General features: G+C 73.9%; 20 protein-coding genes and 1 pseudogene. 7 read left to right on the top strand and 14 right to left on the bottom strand.

Translation table 11 applies throughout. From position 1 onward, the window contains the following. Positions 1–50 precede the first annotated feature (50 nt). The 3 genes and pseudogenes from ACN27B_RS10300 to ACN27B_RS10290 form a co-directional block, all read right to left on the bottom strand. Positions 51–800, bottom strand: a complete 750-nt coding sequence (locus ACN27B_RS10300; protein ID WP_098744178.1) for a LamB/YcsF family protein — start codon at positions 798–800, stop codon at positions 51–53. Then, positions 784–1,764 (bottom strand): annotated as a pseudogene (locus ACN27B_RS10295) (biotin-dependent carboxyltransferase family protein); the annotation flags it as partial. The gene ACN27B_RS10300 and the pseudogene ACN27B_RS10295, both read right to left, overlap by 17 nt. Next, positions 1,761–2,375 carry a 5-oxoprolinase subunit B family protein gene (locus ACN27B_RS10290; protein WP_422744649.1) on the bottom strand — a complete coding sequence of 205 codons (615 nt, stop codon included), beginning with the start codon at positions 2,373–2,375 and terminating at the stop codon, positions 1,761–1,763. The pseudogene ACN27B_RS10295 and the gene ACN27B_RS10290, both read right to left, overlap by 4 nt. 75 nt (positions 2,376–2,450) lie before the next feature. On the opposite strand from ACN27B_RS10290, the gene trhA reads away from it, so the two are divergent. Further along, a complete protein-coding gene (gene trhA, locus ACN27B_RS10285) occupies positions 2,451–3,128 on the top strand; it encodes a PAQR family membrane homeostasis protein TrhA (protein WP_099163114.1) in 678 nt (225 codons plus the stop codon). A gap of 73 nt (positions 3,129–3,201) precedes the next feature. Here the strand turns inward: trhA and ACN27B_RS10280 are convergent, their stop codons facing one another. Continuing rightward, the gene (locus ACN27B_RS10280) at positions 3,202–3,492 is read right to left on the bottom strand and encodes a DUF6458 family protein (RefSeq protein ID WP_091565981.1); all 291 of its coding nucleotides are present in this window, start codon (positions 3,490–3,492) and stop codon (positions 3,202–3,204) included. Positions 3,493–3,608: 116 nt separating this feature from the next. Between ACN27B_RS10280 and ACN27B_RS10275 the strand changes: the two genes are divergently transcribed. Continuing rightward, positions 3,609–4,139 carry a SixA phosphatase family protein gene (locus ACN27B_RS10275; RefSeq protein ID WP_091565985.1) on the top strand — a complete coding sequence of 177 codons (531 nt, stop codon included), beginning with the start codon at positions 3,609–3,611 and terminating at the stop codon, positions 4,137–4,139. A gap of 577 nt (positions 4,140–4,716) precedes the next feature. Here the strand turns inward: ACN27B_RS10275 and ACN27B_RS10270 are convergent. The 4 genes from ACN27B_RS10270 to ACN27B_RS10255 form a co-directional block, all read right to left on the bottom strand. Continuing rightward, positions 4,717–4,986, bottom strand: a complete 270-nt coding sequence (locus tag ACN27B_RS10270; protein WP_013283345.1) for a DUF6458 family protein — start codon at positions 4,984–4,986, stop codon at positions 4,717–4,719. Between the two features lie 183 nt (positions 4,987–5,169). Beyond that, positions 5,170–7,026: an acyl-CoA dehydrogenase gene (locus ACN27B_RS10265; RefSeq protein WP_091565991.1), complete on the bottom strand. Its 1,857-nt coding sequence runs from the start codon at positions 7,024–7,026 to the stop codon at positions 5,170–5,172. Between the two features lie 116 nt (positions 7,027–7,142). Beyond that, entirely contained in the window at positions 7,143–8,270 is a 1,128-nt protein-coding gene (locus ACN27B_RS10260) for a PP2C family protein-serine/threonine phosphatase (protein ID WP_396824573.1), read from the bottom strand. Positions 8,271–8,338: 68 nt separating this feature from the next. Next, the gene (locus ACN27B_RS10255; protein ID WP_422744645.1) at positions 8,339–8,965 is read right to left on the bottom strand and encodes a septal ring lytic transglycosylase RlpA family protein; all 627 of its coding nucleotides are present in this window, start codon (positions 8,963–8,965) and stop codon (positions 8,339–8,341) included. Positions 8,966–9,132: 167 nt separating this feature from the next. Here ACN27B_RS10255 and ACN27B_RS10250 point away from each other — a divergent pair, with 167 nt between their 5' ends. The 3 genes from ACN27B_RS10250 to ACN27B_RS10240 are packed head-to-tail and all read left to right on the top strand — an operon-like array spanning position 9,133 to position 11,202. Continuing rightward, positions 9,133–9,696, top strand: coding sequence for a phosphoribosyltransferase family protein (locus ACN27B_RS10250; RefSeq protein ID WP_172967879.1), 564 nt, complete (start codon positions 9,133–9,135; stop codon positions 9,694–9,696). A gap of 33 nt (positions 9,697–9,729) precedes the next feature. Then, on the top strand, positions 9,730–10,752 hold the full coding sequence (locus ACN27B_RS10245) for a hypothetical protein (protein WP_422744643.1): 1,023 nt from the start codon (positions 9,730–9,732) through the stop codon (positions 10,750–10,752). Between the two features lie 36 nt (positions 10,753–10,788). Continuing rightward, entirely contained in the window at positions 10,789–11,202 is a 414-nt protein-coding gene (locus ACN27B_RS10240; protein WP_396824577.1) for an ASCH domain-containing protein, read from the top strand. A 5-nt stretch (positions 11,203–11,207) separates the two neighbouring features. Here the strand turns inward: ACN27B_RS10240 and ACN27B_RS10235 are convergent, their stop codons facing one another. The 4 genes from ACN27B_RS10235 to ACN27B_RS10220 form a co-directional block, all read right to left on the bottom strand. Beyond that, positions 11,208–12,086, bottom strand: coding sequence for an LLM class flavin-dependent oxidoreductase (locus ACN27B_RS10235; RefSeq protein WP_281589229.1), 879 nt, complete (start codon positions 12,084–12,086; stop codon positions 11,208–11,210). Positions 12,087–12,136: 50 nt separating this feature from the next. Continuing rightward, complete coding sequence (locus ACN27B_RS10230) at positions 12,137–13,192, bottom strand: MerR family transcriptional regulator (protein WP_422744640.1); 1,056 nt, start codon at positions 13,190–13,192, stop codon at positions 12,137–12,139. Positions 13,193–13,262: 70 nt separating this feature from the next. After that, positions 13,263–13,829, bottom strand: a complete 567-nt coding sequence (locus tag ACN27B_RS10225) for an NUDIX hydrolase (RefSeq protein WP_422744638.1) — start codon at positions 13,827–13,829, stop codon at positions 13,263–13,265. Between the two features lie 32 nt (positions 13,830–13,861). Beyond that, a complete protein-coding gene (locus ACN27B_RS10220; protein WP_422744636.1) occupies positions 13,862–14,755 on the bottom strand; it encodes a LysR family transcriptional regulator in 894 nt (297 codons plus the stop codon). 113 nt (positions 14,756–14,868) lie between these two features. Between ACN27B_RS10220 and ACN27B_RS10215 the strand changes: the two genes are divergently transcribed. Continuing rightward, positions 14,869–15,261 carry a VOC family protein gene (locus tag ACN27B_RS10215; protein WP_253866062.1) on the top strand — a complete coding sequence of 131 codons (393 nt, stop codon included), beginning with the start codon at positions 14,869–14,871 and terminating at the stop codon, positions 15,259–15,261. A 9-nt stretch (positions 15,262–15,270) separates the two neighbouring features. Then, complete coding sequence (locus ACN27B_RS10210) at positions 15,271–15,768, top strand: GNAT family N-acetyltransferase (RefSeq protein WP_099163121.1); 498 nt, start codon at positions 15,271–15,273, stop codon at positions 15,766–15,768. Positions 15,769–15,793: 25 nt separating this feature from the next. On the opposite strand, the gene ACN27B_RS10205 is transcribed toward ACN27B_RS10210, so the two are convergent. Beyond that, positions 15,794–16,234, bottom strand: coding sequence for a DUF6228 family protein (locus ACN27B_RS10205; protein WP_099163122.1), 441 nt, complete (start codon positions 16,232–16,234; stop codon positions 15,794–15,796). Positions 16,235–16,337: 103 nt separating this feature from the next. Further along, positions 16,338–17,108 carry a type I methionyl aminopeptidase gene (gene map, locus ACN27B_RS10200; RefSeq protein ID WP_422744633.1) on the bottom strand — a complete coding sequence of 257 codons (771 nt, stop codon included), beginning with the start codon at positions 17,106–17,108 and terminating at the stop codon, positions 16,338–16,340. Positions 17,109–17,147: the final 39 nt, after the last annotated feature.

Raw genomic sequence — 17,147 nt, 5'->3', positions numbered from 1 at the left:
TGGGAGGGGCCCCTTGTTATGCAGAATGCGTTAACAGGGGGCCCCTCCTTTCACGCGAACGGAGTGAGCGTGACCCCCGCGTCGATGAGCGCGGCGCGCACCAGCTCCGCGCACCGCACCGCCCCCGGCGTGTCCCCGTGCAGGCAGATCGACTCGACCGGGCAGGGGACCACGCTGCCGTCGACGGCGACCACGGTCCGCTCGACCGCCATCCGCACCGCCCGGACGGCGACCTGGTCCGGGTCGGTCACCAACGCGTTCGGGGCGCTGCGGGGCACCAGCGTCCCGTTCGGCAGATAGTTGCGGTCGGCGAAGCCCTCGGCCACCACCCGCAGGCCGGCGCCGGCCGCGAGCTGGGCGAGCACCGTGCCGGGTTGGCAGAGCACCGGCAGCTCGTGGTCGTACCCGCTGATCGCCGCCACCAGCGCGGCGGCCTGCGCCTCGTCGCACGCCGCCGCGTGGTAGAGCGCGCCGTGCGGTTTCAGGTAGCGCACCCGGGTGCGGTACAGCCGGCAGAACGCGTCCAGCGCGCCGAGCTGGTAGATCGTCTCGTCGCGCAGCTCGGCGAAGTCGTAGGCGATGTGCCGCCGGCCGAAGCCGGCGAGGTCCCGGTAGCCGACCTGCGCGCCGACCGCGACACCACGTTCGGCGGCGGCGGCGCAGACCCGGTGCATGGTGGCCGCGTCGCCGGCATGGAAGCCGCAGGCCACGTTGGCGGAGCTGATCAGGCCGAGCAGCGCCTCGTCGTCGCCGAGCCGCCAGCTGCCGAATCCCTCACCCAGGTCAGCGTTGAGGTCCATGGAACCTCACCGTAGTCCCTGGGCGGGCCTGGGCGAGCGCTGTCACGTCGTCCACCACCCCGATGACCGGGTAGCCGCCGGTGGTGGGGTGGTCGGCGAGGAAGACCAGCGGCTGGCCGTCCGGCGGCACCTGCACCGCGCCGAGCACCAGGCCCTCGCTGGGCAGTTCGCCGGCCACCGCGCGGGGCAGGGCCGCGCCGGCCAGCCGCGCGCCGACCCGGTTGCTGTCCGGACCCACCGTGTACGCGTTGCGGCACAGCAGGTCGAACGCGTCCGGGGTGAACCAGTCCTGCCGGGGGCCGGGGCGCACGGCAAGCCGCACCTCGGCCGGCGCCGGCCGGGTGACGACGAGGTCGACCGGGGCCGGCGGTCCGGCCGGCGTGCCCAGCGGCAGCCGGTCGCCGTCGCGCAGCGGCGGCGGGCCGAGCCCGGAGAGCGTGTCGGTGGCCCGGCTGCCGAGCACCGGCTCGACCGCGATCCCGCCGCTGACCGCGAGCCAGGTCCGCACCCCGGCGCGAGCCGGGCCGACCCGCAGCACCGCCCCGGCGGGCAGTGCCAGCAGCCGACCCACGTCACCGGGCCGTCGCGTACCCGCCGTCATGTGAGCGGGCCGTCGCGTACCCGCCGTCACCTGGGCTCGGGCCTCGACGGTCCCGCGGTCGGTGCGGCGGTCGGCGGCCATCGGCCCGGGCACGGTGGCCGGGCCGGTCGGCGGCCACTCGACCAGAACGTCGGCGGGAGCGCCGGTGAGCGCGACGGTGACCGCCCGGGTGACGCGCAGCACGCAGCCGGTCAGGGTGATCTCCAGGCCGGCGGCGTGCTCGGGGTTGCCGACGAGCCGGTTGGCCAGGCGCAGCGCGTCCGGGTCGAGCGCGCCGGACCGGGGCACGCCGAGGTGGGCCCAGCCGGGTCGGCCCTGGTCCTGCACGGTGGTGAGCGGGCCGGCCCGCAGCACCTCGATCATGAGGTCTCGACCAGCCGGACCCGGGTGCCGGGGGTGAGCCGGGCCGGCGGGTCGGCGTGCACGTCGAACAGCTGCAGGTCGGTCCGCCCGACCAGCAGCCAGCCGCCGGGCGACGCGGTGGGATAGATCCCCGCGTACGGGCCGGCGAGCGCGACCGAGCCGGCCGGCACCCGGGTACGCGGGGTGGCGAGCCGGGGCACGGCCAACTCCGGGGGCAGCCCGGTGAGGTAGGCGAACCCCGGCGCGAAACCGCAGAACGCGACCCGGAACTCGGTACGCCGCAGCCGCGCCACCACGGCGGGCACGTCGACGCCCCAGTGGTCGGCGACGGCGGGCAGGTCCGCCCCGTCGTACACGGTGGGCACCCGGACCTCGACGGAGTCGGCGCCGCCGACGGTGTTCCGTGGCCGCCACCCGGCGATCCGCGCGGCCGTGCTCGCCGGGTCCGGCACGCCGTCGAGCAGAACGGTGACGGCCGCCGGGACGATTTCCCGGGCGGTCAGCTCGCCGGCGTCCCGCCGGTGCCACAGCTCGGCCCGCCAGGCTTCGACCTGGTCGGCGTCGTCGCAGTCGAGCAGCAGGGCGTGCGCCCCGACGGGCCGGATCCGCATCTGGCCATCCTCGCGTCAGCCGACGTGACGGTCCACACTACTTGCAAGTAACCTACGGTGTCGTAACCTGATGAGGTGACCACCTCCGCACCGCTCCGGCTCCGGCCGGTCGACATCGGAAAGCCGCGCATGCGCGGCTGGCTGCACGCCTACGCGTTCTTCGCCGCGCTCGTCTGCGGCATCGTGCTCTGCTCGATCGCGGCCACCCGCCCCGGCTGGGCGCCGCTGGTCAGCTGCCTGATCTACAGCCTCACCGTCTGTGGGCTCTTCGGCACCAGCGCGCTCTACCACCGGCGGGTCTGGTCCGAGCGCGGGTACCAGATCATGCGCCGGATGGACCATTCGATGATCTTCGTGTTCATCGCCGGCACGTACACGCCGTTCTGCGCCCTGCTGCTGGACCCCCGGCACGCCACGATCATGCTGGCCCTGGTCTGGGGCGGCGCGCTGGCCGGCGTCGCGGTCAAGCTGATCTGGCCGCACGCGCCGCGCTGGGTCTCCGCCCCGCTCTACCTGGCACTGGGCTGGGTGGCCGTGACCATGCTGCCGCAGATCCTGCACGGCGGCGGGGTGACCGCGCTGGTGCTGCTGAGCGTGGGCGGCGCGATCTACAGCGTGGGCGCGGTGTTCTACGCGCTGCGCCGGCCGAACCCCTGGCCCACCGTCTTCGGCCACCACGAGTTCTTCCACGCCTGCACGCTGGTCGCGGCGATCTGCCACCACATCGCGATCTACTTCGCGCTCTTCGCCTGAGCCGGTCCGGCAACCGCGCCCCGGACACGCACGAGGGCCCCGCGCCGTTGCGGGGCCCTCGGGTCTGTGGGGGTCAGGCCGGGTAGCCCGAGCCCGGGCGGCGCACCTCGCGGTACTCCTCGCGCACGACCCGGTCGCCCTGCACCGGCACGACCGGCTCGGCGACGACCTGCTCGCGCACCGGCGCGGCCACCACCCGGCGGCGGCTGTTCCAGAAGTAGAGCGTGGTCAGCAGCCCGGCCAGACCGGCGAGCATGAGCACCCAGCCCACCACGTTGAGGTTCAGCCATCCCAGGTTGGCGTCGATGGCGAACGCGAAGATCGCGCCGAGCGCGATGAGGAAGATGCTGGCACCGATGCCCATGACGTCGCCTCCTTGGCGTCCTGCTGGCGTTTCCTGCCCGCCGCGGCCATGGATGAGGTAGCGGCACACATCGACATACCCAGGCGCTCTGATCGCCAATCAGGCAAGCTGGGCGCATGACGGACGGCAGGAACGGGGAGCGGACGCTGGTGCTGCTGCGGCACGCCAAGGCCGAGCAGGAGCGGGACGCCCCGGACGCGGAGCGGTCGCTCACCGCGCGTGGGCACGCCGACGCGGCGGCCGCCGGCGCCTGGCTGGCCCGGCACGAACTGCTCCCCGACGTGGTCCTCTGCTCCCCGGCCCGGCGCACCCGCCAGACCTGGCACGGCGTGGCGATGGGCATGACGGGTTCCCCGCCCGAGGGCGGGCCGGCCGGGTCCACGCCCGCGGTGCGCTATGAACCGACGGCGTACGAGGCGCACCCGGACGAACTGCTGGACCTGGTACGGGCGGTCGACCCGGCGGCGGGCACGGTGCTGCTCGTCGCGCACAATCCGGGTATCTCACTGCTCTCCGCGCTGCTCGACCCGGAACGGGCGGATCCGGACGGCCTGCGCACCACCGACCTGGTGGTGCACCGCCCCACCACCCGCTGGGCCGACCTGACCCGCGCGCCCCTCACCGCCCGCCACACCGCTCGCGGCTGAGCGGCTCAGGTCCCGGTCCGCTCACCGCAGCCAGCGACGCCGGCCCCGGTCGCCGCTGCCGCTACCTGCCCGCCACGCGGCCTCGTCGACTCGGACCGCGGGTCCCCAGCCCGCAGCCACCGCGGCACCGCGGAGCCGACCGCGCTCGCCGCCGACCTTCGCCGCTTGGCTGGCCTCGCTTGGCTGCCTCGCTTGGCTGGGTCGGCAGGTCGGCAGGTCGGCAGGTCGGCAGGTCGGCAGGTCGGCAGGTCGGCAGGTCGGCAGGTCGGCAGGTGAATTTAGACCGATATACCGCTGAGTCATAATTATGACTCAGCGGTATATCGCTTATTTAGCGGTGCATCCTCCGTGCTGGTTACGGACAGTCACCGGGCTCCCAGCGCGAGGAAGCCAGCCGAACCAGCGCGAGCACGTCGCGGCCCAGCCCCGACGGCGCAGCCCGGGCGCGGAGAGCCGGCGTGGACAGCGCGTCCCGGCAGGACAAGACGGCCCGACGCGGTCCGGCGCGAGGAAGCGCACCCCAGCGCGAGACGGCGCACGCCAGACGGCGCAGCCCGACGCCAGACGGCGCAGCCCGTCAGGACGGCGGGGCCGTCGGCGGGGGCGGGTCGGGCGGCGGCGGCATCATCGCGGTCGGGTGGGAGAGGCGGTTCTCCTCCACGATGAGGGTGCGGGCGCGCTTGCGTCGGTCCTGCCAGAACCACAGCGTGGTCAGCAGGACGCCCAGCCCGGCGAGGATGAAGACCCAGCCGACCGCGCGCAGGTCGATCCACCAGACGTTGGCCCGGATGGCGAAGGTCATGATCGCGCCGAGCGCGATGAGAAAGATGGCGCTACCAATGCCCATGTGCGCTGCACTCCCCCGTGCGATGGCCCTTGGGCGTGCTCCGGTCGTGGTCCGCGACGGTTACCCGCCCTCCGGCCGCCTATCCACCCTGGGCCGGCAACGCCGACGGCCGGCGGGCTGTCGCCCGCCGGCCGTCGGTGAGGGGGAGAATGACGCTTCAGGGGATGAGGACCCCGGAAGGGCTTAGAACGCCTCCTCCGGGAGGTCCATGATCTCCAGGTCGACGCCCTCGATGATCCGCCGGTCGGCGCCGATGCGGGGGAGCACCTCGCGGGCGAAGAACCGGGCGGCAGCCACCTTGCCGGTGTAGAACGCCTTGTCCGAGGCGGAGACCTCGCCGGCGAGCGCCTTCAGCGCGACGTCCGCCTGCTTCTGCAGCAGCCAGCCGACCACCAGGTCGCCGATCGCCAGCAGGAACCGGCGGCTGCTCAGGCCGACCTTGTAGAGCGCGCGGGTGTCGCCACCCTGCGCCTCACCCAGCCAGCCGGTCATCACACCGAGGATGTTCTGGATCTCGGCGAGCGCCTTGCCCAGCGCCTGCCGCTCCTCCTTGAGCTGGCCGTTGCCGGCCTCGGAGGTGATGTGTTCCTGGATCTCGCCGGCGACCGCCATCAGGGCCTTGCCGTTGTCTCGGACGATCTTCCGGAAGATCAGGTCGAGGCTCTGGATGGCCGTGGTGCCCTCGTACAGGGTGTCGATCTTCGCGTCGCGGACGTACTGCTCCAGGGGGTAGTCCTGGAGGAAGCCGGAGCCGCCGAACGTCTGCAGCGACTCGTGGCCGAGCAGCTCGTACGCCCGCTCCGAGCCGACGCCCTTGACCAGCGGCAGCAGCAGGTCGTTGACCCGCTTGGCCAGCTTGGTGGCCTTCTCGTCACCGGCCGCCTCGGCGAGCGCGACCTTGTCCTGCCAGCTGGCGGTGTAGCAGACCAGCGCGCGCAGGCCCTCGGCGTACGACTTCTGCATCAGCAGCGAGCGACGCACGTCCGGGTGGTGGGTGATGGTGACCCGGGGAGCGGTCTTGTCGGCCTGCTGGATCAGGTCGGCGCCCTGCACCCGGTTCTTCGCGTACTCCAGGGCGTTCAGGTAGCCGGTGGAGAGCGTGGCGATCGCCTTGGTGCCGACCATCATCCGGGCGTACTCGATGATCATGAACATCTGCCGGATGCCGTCGTGCTTCTCGCCCAGCAGCCAGCCCTTGGCCGGTACGCCGTGCTCGCCGAAGGTCACCTCGCAGGTGTTGGAGACCTTCAGGCCCATCTTGTGCTCGACGTTGGTGGCGAAGACGCCGTTGCGCTCGCCCAGCTCGCCGGTCTCGGCGTCGAAGTGGAACTTCGGCACCACGAACAGGGACAGGCCCTTGGTGCCCGGGCCGCCGACGCCCTCGACGCCGACCGGGCGGGCCAGCACGTAGTGGACGATGTTGTCGCTCAGGTCGTGCTCACCGGAGGTGATGAAGCGCTTGACGCCCTCGATGTGCCACGAGCCGTCCGGCTGCTGGATCGCGCGGGTACGGCCGGCGCCCACGTCGGAGCCGGCGTCCGGCTCGGTGAGGACCATGGTCGAGCCCCACTGCTTCTCGATGAAGAGGCGGGCCCACGTCTTCTGCTCCTCGGTGCCCTCGACGTGCAGCACGTGCGCGAAGGACGGGCCGGAGGCGTACATCCAGACCGGGGCGTTGGCGCCGAGCACCAGCTCGGCCAGGGACCACCAGAGGGCGCGCGGGGCGTTCGTGCCGCCGAGGGCCTCCGGCAGGTCGAGACGCCAGAACTCCGAGTCCATGAACGCCTGGTACGACTTCTTGAACGACTCCGGCAGCGGCGCGGTGTGCGTGGCCGGGTCGAAGACCGGCGGGTTGCGGTCGCTGTCCGCGTAGCTGGCGGCCAGGTCCTCGCGGGCCAGGCGGTCGACCTCCGAGAGGAAACTGCGGGCGGTGTCGACGTCCAGGTCCGTGTACGGCGCCTGGCCGAACGTCCGGTCCGCCCCGAACACCTCGAACAGGTTGAACTCGAGGTCCCGAAGGTTGCTCTTGTAGTGGGTCATGCTCGCTGGCCCCGCTTCCGGACAGGTGTTACCGATCAGTAACTCCAGACTGTATTACTCACCGGTAGCCATCGACAAGCCGATCTCGGAAGTGACAGCGATTACACACCTCCGGTTCACCCGTCGGCGGCGCCGACCTCCCAGCTCGGCACCGGAGCGGCGGTGGCGCTGCGCGGGCCCGCGTACTCCATCAGGACCAGCGCGATGTCGTCGTCGAGTCGGCCGTGCACCCACTCGACCAGGGCGGTCTCCAGCGAGGCGAGCCCGTCGCCGACCGTGCCGTGGCCGAGCAGCCGCCACGCCCGGTCGGCGGTGGGGAAGAACTCCCCGTCCCGCCGCGCCTCGCCCAACCCGTCGGTGAACAGCAGCAGCCGGTCACCCGGTTCCAGCCGCTCGACGCGGGGCCGGACCACCGGCATGAAGCCGAGCGGCGGTGCGGGCGCCGGCGGCTCCAGCGGGATCACCGCGCCCCGGCGCAGCAGCAGCGGTGGCGGGTGCCCGCAGTTGACGATGGTGAGGGTGCCGCCACGCTCCTCGACCAGCGCGGCGGTGACGAAGTCCTCGTCGCCGACGTTGCGGGCCACCGCCCGGTCCAGGTCGGCCACCACCGCGCGCAGGTCGGCCCGCTCGTACGCCACGTGACGGTAGGAGCCGAGCACGATGCTGGCGAGCCGGACCGCGTCCAACCCCTTCCCGCGTACGTCGCCGATGATCATGCGGACGCCGTACGGGGTGTCCATCACCTCGTACAGGTCGCCGCCGATCTCGGCGGTCGCGGTGGAGGAGATGTAGCGCGCCGCCACCGCCAGCGTGCCGACCTGCGGGCCGAGCGGGCGCAGCACCGCCTGCTGGGCGACCGCGGCGAGCCGGGACAGTTCGTTGATCCGTTCCGCCTGGCGCTGCCGGACCGCGGCCGTCGCGGCCGCGATCACGGTGACCAGCGCGACGGTGGCCACGTTGACCGCGGTCACCAGCGAGGCGCCGCGCTCGACCACCGCGAAGGCGACACCGGCGGCGGTGGCCAGCGCGCCCACGGCGAGCACCACCCGCCAGGACGTCAGCGCTCCGGCGAGGACGGGCGCGGCGGCGGTCAGCGCGAGGTAGTGCGCCGGCCGGCCGTCGGCCAACTCCGCGGCCGAGACGATCGCGAGCAGCGCGAGGGCCGCACCGAGGCCGGCGCGGGATCCGGGGCTCAGCGGGCCGTGGCCCGGCTGGAAGGGTTGCGTGCGTACATCGGACAGCATGCCTGATGGACGTGAAGCGGTGAATGAACCTGGCCCGTCCGTCGCGGAAGTTCTGTCTGACAGGTCGGTCAGCCCAGCACCTCGTAGCGGACGTCCACCTCACCGAGGTCGGTCGAGGCGATGGCCGCGAACGCGGCGCGGGACAGGTCGATGCACCGACCGTCGATGTACGGGCCACGGTCGTTGATCCGGACCACGACCGACTTGCCGTTGGCCGGGTTGGTGACCCGGACCCTCGTGTCGAACGGCAGCGTCTTGTGCGCCGCGGTCAGCGCGTTCGGGTTGAACGTCTCGCCGTTCGCGGTCATCTGCCCCTCGTCGTAGAACGAGGCGCCGCAGGATCCGCTGTCCACCACCTTGGGGGCGGTGGTCTTCTTCGTCGCCGTGGGCTTCGGCGCGGTCCGGGTCTTGCCCCGGGACGCCGCCTGCGTACGGCTCGACGTCGGGCTCGGGGTGGCCTTCGGCGACGGGCTGAGGCTCGGCGAGGCCGACGCGCTCGGCGACGGGCTGGCCGAGGTGGGAGCGGGCGTGCTCGGCACGGCCTCGACCGCGACCGGCTCGGCCGAGGGCTCGGCGGAGGTGAGCTGCACGGCGCCGACGGTGCCGCCGACCGCGAGCACCACGCCGACCGCCGCGGTGGCGGCGATGCCGGCGGGCGAGGAGAACTTGCGGGTACGAAGGTGCCTAGCAGCCACCGGCCCGGTCCTTTCGTCAACTGAACAAACCGGCCCGGACCGTAACGAGAGAAGCACTTCCGAAGTCAACGTGATCATGGTGCTATGCCCGCATTTACCCGGGTACGTGTAGCCGATCAAGCCATCCGCACTCGGCCGAACGGCGGAAGGTGCGCTGGTCGGCCTCCATGCCGCAGGATGGTGCCGTGCTGAGCCGTCGCCTGGTCGAGCTGTTCCGGTGGATCGACCCCGGACCGGACAGCACCCACCTCGTCAGCGACCTCTCCGGCTGGTGGCGCGACCCGGCCGTGCTCGCCGAGGTCGGCCCGGCCCTGGCCGCCCTCGTCCCCGACGCGCGGCCGACCGTGGTGGTCGCGCCCGAGGTGACCGGGCTGCTGCTCGGCCCGCTGGTCGCGGTCGCCGCCGGCGCCGGGTTCGTGCCCGCGTACAAGGACGGTGGGGAGCGGCACCGGGTCGGGGCGATGCGGTGGGCCGAGACGCCACCGGACCACCGCGGCCGGCGGCTGCGCGTCGGCGTGGACGACCGGCGGCTGGAGCCGGGCGACCGGGTGCTGCTGGTCGACGACTGGGTCGACACCGGGGCGCAGCTGGACGCGCTGCACCGGGTGGTCCGCGACGCCGGCGCCGTGGTCGTCGGCACCGCCGCGCTGGTGGCGACGTGCCCGCCCGAGGTCGCCGCGCGGTTGCGGCTGCGCGCCCTGCTCGACGGGGACCGGTTGCCCGAGGGTTGACCTCAAGCGAGGTTCAACCCGGACGATCGCCGGATGGACGACGGCATCCTCGACGAGGCGTACCACCGACTGCACCGCACCGGCCCCGAGTTCGAGGGCTGGCTCTCCAACCACGGACCGATGGCCGCCGAGGCGCTGGTCCGGCACGGGCAGGGCGCACGCGTGCACCGCTGGCTCGACGGCTACCTGCGCCGGCTGGACGAGCTGCCGCGCGGGCTGCGGCCGATCGACGACTGGCGGGCCGCGCTCGGCGACCCGAAACGGGCCGGCGACTGGCTGATCCACTTCGACCGCGAGCTGCGGGAACGGCAGTGGACGGAGGTGCTCGGCGAGTGGTGGCCCCGACTGCTGCCCGGGATCGCGGCCGGCGCCACCCACGGTGTGATCCGGGTCGGGCACGCCGTGCGGGTGCTGCGTACGGACGGGGAGACGCCGGAGCGCCGGGCCGAGCTGGGGCAGGCGCTCGGCTACTGGGCGGCCCGATGGCAGCCGGTGCCCGGGGCCGGGCCGCTCACCGGGCGCTCCGACGCCGCCTCGGCCCTGGCCGCGGTGCCCCGGATCCCGGACCAGACGGGCGGCATCCGGGAACGGCTGGGCCGGCTGACCGACGTACCCGGATGGTCCGGCGCGGTGACCGGGCTGCGCCCGCCGGCCGACCCGGGCGGGGCCGCCCGCACGCTCGTCCAGGTGGTGCACCGGGCCGCGCTGGACTACCTGCGGTTCGGGCACGGCGCACCGGTGATGCTGGTGCACGCGGTCACCGCACCCACCGCGGTGCTGCGTACCCTGCCGGCTCTCGACCCGGCGCTGCGGGCGCCGAGCGTCGCCGCGGCCTGGGCCGCGACGGCGGCAGTGACCTCGGTGTACGCCTCACCCACGCCGGCCGCCGCGCCGCCGGTCGGCGGATCCGTCGACCCGGCGGAGGTGTTCGCCCGGGCGGCCCGGCACGGCGACGAGCACGTGGTGAAGCTGGCCGACGCGGTGTTGGAGGCGCACCAGGCGACCGGCGACGAGCGGGTGCTGGTCGCACCCGGCTACGCCGGCCACCTGATCTGAGCCGGACGCGGGCGGGCGTGCCGTAGCCTCGGCAGGATGTGGCCCCGGATCGGCGGACTGCGCGCGCTCGCCCTCGGCACCCCCGGCGAGCTGCGCGCCGACCTCAACACCCTCGTGCTCTCCGGTGTGAAGACCGCCACCGCCGGCCGGCTCGGCGAGTACGCCGAGGAGAACGAGGAGCTGGAACACGTCGGTGAACGGCTCGCCCTGGTCGACGACCACGACGCGCTGGTCGGCGTCGTGGAGGTGACCGGCGTCGAGGTGGTGCGCTTCGCCGACGTGCCGTGGGACTTCGCCCGCTCCGAGGGCGAGGGCGACCGGTCGATCGAGGAGTGGCGGGCCGGCCACGGCGCCTACTGGGCCCGGCTGGGCACGCCGGTCACCGACGACAGCCAGATCGTCTGCCTGCGGTTCCGCCTGGTCTCCACCGAGGGCAGCGTCGGCACCTGAGGTCCCTAGGCGCGGCGCAGCTCCGGCAGCATCGCCGCCGCCTCGACCAGCACGGCCTCGTCGCCGGCATACCAACTGCTCTCGCGCGGCCAGTGCGTCACCACGTCGGTGAAGCCCAGCCGGGCCGCCCGGGCGACCTGCTCGGCGAGAAAGTCGGCGCTGCTCAGCGAGAAGACCGGGGCCGAGTCGAGGGAGAGGTAGCGGTCCAGCGTCGCCGGGTCACGGCCGGCCTGTTCCAGCGTCCGCGTCATCCGGTCGGACAGCTCCGTCACCGTGCCCCACCAGGCCTCCAGGTCGTCACCGTCGAGCCCGGTGGTGACCCAGCCCTGCCCGAACCGGGCGACCAGCCGCATCGAGCGGGGCCCGTTGGCGGCGACCACGAACGGCACCCGGGGCCGCTGCACGCAGCCGGGGTTGTTGCGGGCGTCGACCGCGGTGAACCACTCGCCACGCCAGGTCGTGCCGTCCTCCCGCAGGACCAGGTCGAGCAGCTCGGTGAACTCGGCGAACCGGTCGACCCGTTGCCGGGGTGGCAGCGTCTCGCCGCCGAGCACCGCCGAGTCGAAGCCGATGCCGCCGGCGCCCAGCCCGAGCAGCACCCGGCCGCCGGAGACGTCGTCCAGCGCGGTCACCTGGCGGGCGAACGCCGCCGGGTGGCGGAAGTTCGGCGAGGCGACCAGCGTGCCCAGCCGGACCCGGGAGGTCACCGTGGCCGCCGCGGTCAGCGTCGTCCACGAGTCGAACCAGGGCCCGTCTACCAGGTCACGCCAGCCCAGGTGGTCGTAGGTCCAGGCGTGGTCGAAGCCCCACTCGTCGGCCTGCGCCCACCGCCGGCGCGCCTCGGACCAGCGCTGGTCCGGCAGGATCACGATGCCAATTCGCATGAGCGCCAGGGTACGACCCGGGTCGGACACCCCGACCCGGGTCGGACCGGCTACGCGGCCACCAGGTCGGCCACCACGCAGGCGATGTTGTCCGGCGCGCCCGCCGCGTACGCCAGGTCGACCAGGCGCCCGACGGCGCTCTCCGGGTCGTCCGCCCCGGCCAGCGCGGCGTGCACCGCCCCGGGGTCGACCACCGCCGACAGGCCGTCCGAGCAGAGCAGGTAGCGGTCGCCGGGCAGCGCGGTGCGCACCGCCAGGTCCGCCTCGACCTCGCCGCCCGCGCCGAGCGCCCGGGCCAGCAGTGCCCGCCGCGGGTGCGCGCCGGCCTCGGCCGGCGTGAGCCGACCCTGGTCGACGAGCGTCTGCACGTACGTGTGGTCCTGGGTGAGCCGGGACAGCTCACCGCCGCGCAACAGGTAGGCCCGGCTGTCCCCGACGTGCGCCAGCACGAGCCGGGTGCCGCGCCGCACGAGCGCGGTGAGCGTGCTGGCCGGCCGGTCGTCGCCGGAGGCGTGGCCGCGCACCGCCCGGTCGGCGCGGGTCACCGCCCCGGCCAGCGCGGCGAGCAGGTCGGCCGCCGACGCGTCGGCCGGCTCCAGCGACCGCAGCGCGTCCACCGCGGCGGCGCTCGCGGCGGCCCCGGCCGGACCGCGTACGCCGTCGGCGACCGCGAGCAGCGTGTCGTCGGCGTACGCGGTGTCCTCGTTGGAGTCCCGGACCGTGCCGGTCTCGCACCGCACGGCGTACCGGAATCGGGTGTCGGACATGGTGGTGCCCCTCTCGGTGAGCTGGTCGACGAGGAGCGCGACCGCCCGGCCGCGGGTCGCGGTGTCCGCGCTGACCCGCCGCCACCAGGCGTCCAACGCCTCGGCGGCGGCACCCGACGGCAGGTCGCAGACGGTCGCGATCTCGGCCAACGGCATGCCGGCCCGCCGCAGCGCGGCGATCATCCGCGCCCGGCCGAGCTGCTCCGGCGCGTAGTAGCGGTAGCCCGAGTGCGGGTCCACCGCCGCCGGCGGCAGCAGGCCGGAGTCGTCGTAGAGCCGCAGCGCCTTGGGCGACAGCCGGGCCGCACGGGCGAACGCCCCGATGGTCATCAGCCGCACGGCGCCCTCCTCCTCGTGCCGGCCCCGGTGGCCGGCACGGACCACGCTCGGCCCTGCCGCAGGGGACAGGTCAAGCCGCGACGGCCGCCAGCTTGGCCAGCATCCGGCCGAGGTGCGGCTCGACCGTGCCGGCCGGCGCGTCGGTCACCTCGGCCGGGGTCCACCAGCGGACCCCCCGGAACTCGACCGGGTCGGGGGTGAACCGCTGGTCGCGGTGGGCGGTCAGCACGTACCAGAGGCTGACGTCGGTGTGCCGCTGCTCCGGCGGGCCGACGGTCTCGGTGACGGTGAGGAACGCCGGCCGCTCGCCGAACGGCGGCGCGAAGACGGCCGGCACGCCCAACTCCTCGCGCAGCTCGCGGCGCACCGTCTCGGCCGGGTGCTCGCCCGGCTCGACGTGGCCCCCGCTGGGCAGCCACATCCCGGCGAGGCGGTGGTCGACCAGCAGCACCGCGCCGTCGGACGGGTCGCGGAGCAGGAAGTAGGCGACCAGGTGCGGCGACGGGGTGCGCGGCTTGGCCCGGCGGAAGATGTCCTCCGTGCCGGCCAGCCAGGCCAGCGCCGCCTCCCGGTGCCGCGCCTCCAACTCGTCGCCCGGCGGCAGTTCCTCGACCACGGCCCTGATCTCGTCCCGCATCCCGCCGATGGTGCCAGCCGGGTACGACGGTGTCAGGCCGCCGGGAGCGGGTTGGCGTCGACCGCGGCGCGGACGAACTCGCGTACCCGGGTGGTGGTGTTGCTGGCCAGCCAGACGGGACCTCGGCGGATCGGCGGCGCGTCGTGGATCGGCACGTACGCCAGGTCGGGCCGGGCGTGGTAGTGCCGGGTCCGCTCGCCGACCGGCAGGACCCCGCGGCCCAGCGCCACCAGCGCGAGCATCTCGGAGAACGTGCCGCCGGCCGGACCCTTCGGCACCGGCCGGCCCGCCGGGGTCCGGTCCGGCGTGCGGTCCTGCTTGAACGCGGCCGACGTGACCGCCGGGTACTGCACCACCGGATGGTCGCCGAGCACCTCCAGCGACACCGACTCCGCGCGGGCCAGCGGGTGGTCCGCGGCCACCGCGAGCATCCGGCGCTCGTGCAGCAGCGCCGGGCCGTTCGCCATCCCGTCGAACGGGTACGCGGCGATCAGCACGTCGATCGTGCCGTCCACCAGGCTCGACCGGGTGGTGGCCAGCGGGGCCTCGTGCACGTGCACCGCGCAGTCCGGGTGCCGTTCGGTGAACCGGGACACGGCGCGGAGCAGCACCGGGGCGGCGGACTCGCCCACGTACGCCACGCGCAGCTCGCCGGTGAGCCCGCGACCGGCGTCGACGGCCCGCTGGACGGCCTCCTCGATGCCGGTCACCAGCGGGCGCATCTCCTCGGCCAGGCGGGCGCCGATCGGGGTGAGCCGGACGACCCGGCTGGTGCGCTCGAACAGCGGCGCGCCGATCCGCCGTTCCAGCCGGCGCACCACGTGACTGATCCGCCCGGTGGTCACGCCCAGCCGCTCGGCGGTGCGCCCGAAGTGCAGCTCGGAGGCCAGGGTCAGGAACGCCTCGATCTCGTACCGCTCCAGCACCCGGCGCTCCCGTCGTTGACTCCCGGTCAACGATGGTAGTGCGATCGGGGCTTGGTCCCGCGCCCGCCTCCGACCAGGCTCGACGGTGTTCCCACACGATCCAGGAGGATCTGATGACGATGCGGGTGACCGGGTTCGACCACCTGGTGCTCACGGTGAGCGACGTCGAACGCTCCCTCGACTTCTACTGCGGCACGCTCGGGCTGGCCCCGGTGCGCGTCGACCGGTGGCGCGCCGGGGAGGTGCCCTTCCCGTCGGTACGCGTCGACGCCGGCACCATCATCGACCTGGTCCGGGGCGATCCGGGCGGCTCCACCATGGACCACTTCTGCCTGGTGGTGGAGCCGATCGACTGGCAGCCGGTGGTCGAGTCGGGCGTGTTCACCGTGCTGACCGGGCCGGTGCCGCGCTTCGGGGCCCTGGGCACCGGCACCTCGATCTACGTCCGCGATCCCGACGGCAACACCGTCGAACTGCGCACCTACCCGTCGGGCGAGGTTGGCTAGCCTGGCGCGGTGCCGCAGCTCGAACGCCTCGCCGCCCGCCACGCGTATCTCGTCTACCGGTTCGAGTGGCAGAACCGGGCCTACTTCGCCCGGTACGTGCCCGACCGGGGCGACGACTACTTCGACGAGTTCGCCGACCGGCAGGTGGCGTTGCTCCTGGAGCAGGACCGGGGCACGTGCCACTTCCACGTGCTGGTGGACGACGACGGCTGGGTGATCGGACGGTTCAACCTCGTGGACGTGGCCGACGGAAGCGCCGAGCTGGGCTACCGGGTGGCCGAACGCGCCGCCGGGCGCGGCGTCGCCCAGGAGGGCGTCCGGCGCGTCTGCGAGCTGGCCCGCGACGAGTACGGCCTACGCCGCCTGGTCGCGTCGGCGGCGCTGGCGAACCCGGCCTCGCTGGCCGTGCTCCGGCGTACCGGGTTCGTGCCGGACGGCGAGGTGGACCTGGGCGGCGAGCCGGGGCTACGCCACGTCCGCGACCTGACCCGGGAATCTCCGGTCTGACCGGGGCGGCCGTGCGCCGCTCCGGTCACGCTTCGAGCAGGGCGCCGAGGTCGCGGGCGAACCGGCTGGTCTCCTCGCCCGCCTCCAGCACGAAGACGCACCGGGCCGACCAGGCCGTGCCGTCGATGTCGTGACCGGGCCGGCGCAGGGTCACGCCCAGCGTCACGTGTCCACGTCCGTCGTGCCGCGCGTCGAGGGCGAGCTGCCCACCCAGCGAGCGCCACGTCCGGGCCCCCGGCCACCCGGTCCAGCCGGCCGCCAGCCCGTCGAGGAAGGCCGGCAGCGTCGTCACCTGCGGCCCCGCCATGGGTACGCCGTCCAGCTCCGCCACGGTCGACGCGGTCAGCCCGTCCTCCCGCAACTCCATCACGGCGGTGTGGACGTAGCCGTCCCCGTACGGATCGACGGGCGGGTGCACGGTCCACCGGGGGCCCGCACCGCGACCCAGGACGTACGGTTCCTTCATGGCCCTATGATCCACACCAGACCGCCGAGGTGGCGGCATCCAACGGGCCGCGACCCCGCCACCTCCCCGAGCTGGAGTCGATCGAACGCGCCGGTGGATGCCGTCAGGCTGGGCGGCGGGTCAGGACGCGGGGTCCGGCCTCGGTGATCGCGACCGTGTGCTCGGAGTGGGCGGTGCGGGAGCCGTCGGCCGAGCGGATCGTCCAGCCGTCCTCGTCGAATTTGATCTTGTCGGTGGTGCGGCAGAACCAGGGCTCGATGGCGATGGTGAGGCCGGGGTCGAGCCGCAGGCCACGGCGGGGACGGCCACTGTTGGCCACGTGCGGGGCCTCGTGCATGGTGCGACCGATCCCGTGGCCGCCGAACTCGCCGTTGACGCCGTAGCCGTAGGAGCCGGCGACCTCGCCGATGGCGGCGGAGACGTCACCGAGGCGGGCGCCAGGCCGGGCGGCGGCGATGGCGGCCTCCAGCGCGACCTCGGTGGCCTCGATCAACTTTAGGTCGGCCGGGTCGGGGGTGCCGACGACGACGGAGAGCGCGGAGTCGGCGACCCAGCCGTCGATGCCGACGGCCATGTCGATGCTGAGCAGGTCGCCGTCGCGCAGGACGTAGTCGTGCGGGAGGCCGTGCAGCACCGCGTCGTTGACCGACAGGCACAGCACGTTGCGGAACGGCCCACGGCCGAACGACGGGGCGTAGTCCCAGTAGCAGGATTCGGCGCCGCGCTCCTTGATCCGCCGCCGGGCGTGGTGTTCGAGGTCCATCAGGTTCACGCCGACGTCGGCGACGGCGCCCAGCTCGGCGAGCAGCTCGCCGACGAACTGGCCGGTCACCGCCATCCGGTCGATCTCCTCGACGGACTTCAGCTCGATCACGACAGCCTCCCTCTCCGATGCGGTATTTTTATACCACGC

The organism is Micromonospora sp. WMMD754 (assembly GCF_049315235.1).
Classification (GTDB): domain Bacteria; phylum Actinomycetota; class Actinomycetes; order Mycobacteriales; family Micromonosporaceae; genus Micromonospora; species Micromonospora sediminicola.
The sequence above is the reverse complement of the archived record's forward strand: the minus strand, read 5'-3'. Positions and strand labels throughout refer to the sequence as shown.